Raw genomic sequence first — 4,081 nt, 5'->3', positions numbered from 1 at the left:
GAGACCCGTCACTTCGGCCAGGCGGCAGCGCGTTGCCATATCACCCATCGACCGCACGAAATACTGCGCAGCACCGGCGCGGTCGCCGAGGTCCAGCGCCTCGACGGCGTTGAACACCGAGAACAGGCTGCGCGCCAAGCCGATCGGTAACATGATCTTGACCGGCAGCACCATGGACAGGACGTCGAAGGCCACCGTGGCCACGTTCAGGCCGGTTTCGACGTTGACTTGCTGGGTGCTCTTCGATTGCGCCCCGGCGTCGTTGATCGCGAAGTTCGCTTCGACCTCATAAGCATCCTCGAAGACATTGTTGGCAATCCGGCTCATGCTCACCATCGACACGTCGCCGCGCCCCCGGAGCACCGCCCGGACCTGAGGCTCAAACACCCGCTCCACGCGCGCCAGCAAGTAGTCGCGCCAACTGCTGTTCATGATGAAGTCACTGATCAAACGGTCTTTGGCGTACTCATGGAAAACGCGACCGTCCGGCGCCTGAGGGGTGTACACCACGATCGAGCCGACCCCGACGGCAGCCGTGCCGAACAGCAGTACCCCGCGCACACGCTGACCGCGCAGTTTCAAGTGCTGCACAAGAATCCGGTGCCCTTCGACGTGCTCGCGCCGATCACTGTCGACGGGAGCGTCGAGCACCGCCCGCACCCAATTGAACCCACGGGCCAGGCGGTCCGGCAGAAAATCGCCGTTGATCTTGGCCTCGATGGCGTCGAGTCGCAGTTGCCGCAGCATGACCTGGCCGTAGGTGTGTTTCAGCGCCAGAGCACTCGGCGATGTGATGAGACGGTCCTTCAGAAAGCTCTCATAACCTTGTCCGACGTTGACCGTGCGCACCAGGTCCTTGACCTGTTGCAGGGTCAGCCCGTCGTAGACCGGGGCAGGCTCTAGATCTTCAGGGAGCAAGGCCTCGTCAGGCTTTTTGCGGGTGTTTTCACTGAGCCTGGAAAAGTGCGTGAAGTTAAAGTCCAGCCCGCCGACATTCTCCAGAGACAGCGCGGTCAGCGTGCGGCTTCGTTGCTGAAACAACGGCGTACCGGGCTCGCGGGGCGCGGGAGCAGGCGCGCCCGGGACGACAATCGTCGAAGGAATGTAGGGTTCTTTGGTATGGACGAGGACATCGTCGGGGTCAATGTCCAGCGCATAGTCAGCATTGAGGCGGATGCGCAACTGTGCGTTGGCGTAGGCCAGCAAGGCCGGTTTATCGCTGAATTGCGCCAGCGACGGTAATCCCTCGGCATCCGGCAGGCTCGATAACAGGTCCCAGTAGTTCGCCATCGCGACCCGCCATGCGTCTTTATCGGCGGGGGACGCGTCATGGAGAAACGTTCTGATGTGCGCCTGCCCGCGCTTGATTTCGCGGCCCCACAACACCCCGCGGGCACTGAAGAGGCGGCCGGGGTCCGTCACCCGGTCCAACACCTGCGGCAACTCGGTCATCTCGGTGTGTTCACCCAGCGACTGGTAGCGGGTAAGGGTTGAAGTGAAGTTGTCCAACATCAACCGGCATTGCGACTCGACACTCTCGTCGAACGGCGAATCGAGCTGTTCGTGGTAGACCACCTGCCCCGCGTTCTTCATCTGCCGATGCAGCGCCAAGCCTCGCGCCTGGTCCGCCGCAGCCAGTCCATCGAGCACGGCGGCAAATTCGACGGGGTGGTTCAAGCGCCGGTGCAGCTCCCGATCCAGACTGGCCAGGGAGTCAAATGCCTCAAGGCCGAAGTCCGGTAGAAACAGCAACACCGTGCCGACGTTCATGCTCGGCTCGACAGGCCGCACCCGGACCGGTTTGACCGCCCCCACCGCCCTCACCACGGCGTGTTCCGGGTCCCGGGACGTCAGCACAAAAGCCCCGCGTAAGGTCAGATCCGCAGCGCCGATTGCCCCCTTGAGGGCAACCCCATAGACACACGGCCGGTCAGTGCGCAGTGCCTGTCGTGCCTGGGCGTCCGGGTGACGCAACACCAGGGCGAACAGGTCCTGGTCGGCGGGGCTGAGCAAGCGGTCAGCAGCGAGCAGCGCCACTTCGGCTTTCAACAGTTCGATACGGGTTTGCACCCACCATTGTTTCTGCGTGCGCGCATCGGTCAGGCTGCGCGCGCGCGTCCAGTAGGCTTGCACAAAGGCGCTGTAATCAGTGCCCAGCCCACCGGCCAGGCGGTTGAGGAACTTATCCAGCCCGGCCGGGGTGATGCCGCTCAAGGGCAACAGTGCTTCGCCAGTCGCCGGTAGCCGGAACAGGGTCGCCATGCGACTCGCATACGTCGATGGCTGGTTAGCCACGATACGTTGCACCACCGCATCGAACAGCGTGGGCAGCAACTCGGCATCGGTGGAAGGCTGCGCCTCAGACGTCGTGGGAGAGATGGTTGCCTCGGGCAGTCGGATGAAGCCGTGACGCACATCGAGGCTGGGCGTCAAGGTTGGGAACGCTTGCTCGAACGCATGCTGCACAAATGAATGGAACGTCGGTGGCGAATGAAACTGCTCAGCGAGTTGGCGATTGAGCGCCATTAACTGTTCGCGCAACGCGACCTGTAGCGGTGCGTCTTTGACAGTCAGCGGTGCAGGTAACAATGAATCAGACGGCATGGTGGCCTCTCGAATAGGAAACGTAGCGGACCATCGTGCCTGCGCCCCCCTTCTGCCATGCGCTACATAGCTACGCGCCGACGCACACGCCGTCGATCGGCGGCCAAGGTTTACATGCCCTGCACCCCAGGTAGAATGGCGCCTTTCCCCTGTCACCCGAGCAGACTTCATGGCGTTGCCGACCCTTCGCATCATTGGTTTCATCATCGGCATCTTCCTGATCACCCTCGCGATCGCCATGGTCGTGCCGATGGCCATCCTGGTGCTCTTCGAACGCACCAGCGACCTGCCGTCGTTCCTGTGGGCTAGCCTGATTACCTTTATCGCCGGCCTGGCCCTGGTGATTCCGGGTCGCCCGGAACATATCCACCTGCGCCCCCGGGACATGTACCTGCTGACGGTGAGCAGTTGGGTGGTGGTGTGTATCTTCGCCGCGCTGCCGTTTTTCCTGACCCAGAACATCAGCTACACCGACTCGTTTTTTGAAAGCATGTCTGGCATCACCGCCACCGGTTCCACGGTGTTGAGCGGGCTGGACACCCTGTCGCCCGGCATTTTGATGTGGCGTTCGCTGCTGCACTGGCTCGGCGGTATCGGCTTTATCGGCATGGCGGTGGCGATCCTGCCGCTGCTGCGCATTGGTGGCATGCGCCTGTTCCAGACCGAGTCCTCGGACCGTTCGGAAAAGGTCATGCCGCGCTCGCACATGGTGGCGCGGCTGATCGTGGCGGCGTATGTGGGCATCACCATCCTCGGCAGCCTGGCGTTCTGGTGGGCCGGGATGGGCTTGTTCGATGCGATCAACCATGCGATGTCGGCGATTTCCACCGGTGGGTTTTCCACCTCCGATGAGTCCCTGGCGCACTGGAAACAACCGGCGGTGCATTGGGTGGCGGTGGTGGTGATGATCCTCGGCAGCCTGCCGTTCACCCTGTATGTCGCCACCTTGCGCGGCAACCGTCGGGCGTTGATCAAGGATCAGCAGGTGCAGGGTTTGCTCGCGTTGCTGGTGGTGACCTGGATGGTACTCGGCACCTGGTATTGGTGGACCACCAACCTGCATTGGCTGGATGCGCTGCGCCATGTGGCGCTGAACGTGACGTCGGTGGTGACGACGACCGGTTTTGCACTTGGGGACTACAGCCTGTGGGGCAACTTCTCACTGATGCTATTTTTCTACCTGGGCTTTATCGGCGGTTGCTCGGGTTCAACGGCCGGCGGGATCAAGATCTTCCGCTTCCAGGTCGCCTATATCCTGCTCAAGGCCAACTTGAACCAACTGATTCACCCGCGCGCGGTGATCAAGCAGAAGTACAACGGCCACCGCCTCGACGAAGAGATCGTGCGTTCGATCCTGACGTTCTCGTTTTTCTTCGCCATCACCATCAGCATGATCGCCCTGGCCTTGTCGCTGCTCGGCCTGGACTGGATGACCGCGCTGACCGGCGCCGCCAGCACGGTGTCCGGTGTCGGCCCG

At 62.2% G+C, this 4,081-nt stretch carries 2 protein-coding genes; one reads left to right on the top strand and one right to left on the bottom strand.

Features of this window, described 5'->3' with window-relative positions; translation table 11 throughout:
- On the bottom strand, positions 1-2,604 hold a 2,604-nt coding region (locus tag L9Z73_RS26555; protein ID WP_345894187.1), incomplete at its 3' end, for a dermonecrotic toxin domain-containing protein.
- A gap of 169 nt (positions 2,605-2,773) precedes the next feature.
- On the opposite strand from L9Z73_RS26555, the gene L9Z73_RS26550 reads away from it, so the two are divergent.
- Positions 2,774-4,081, top strand: a 1,308-nt coding sequence (locus L9Z73_RS26550) for a TrkH family potassium uptake protein (protein ID WP_247407513.1), incomplete at its 3' end; no start/stop codon positions are given.

The organism is Pseudomonas emilianonis (assembly GCF_023072625.1).
Classification (GTDB): domain Bacteria; phylum Pseudomonadota; class Gammaproteobacteria; order Pseudomonadales; family Pseudomonadaceae; genus Aquipseudomonas; species Aquipseudomonas paraveronii.
Note: the sequence above shows the minus strand (reverse complement) of the source record. Positions and strands in the feature narration are given on the sequence as shown.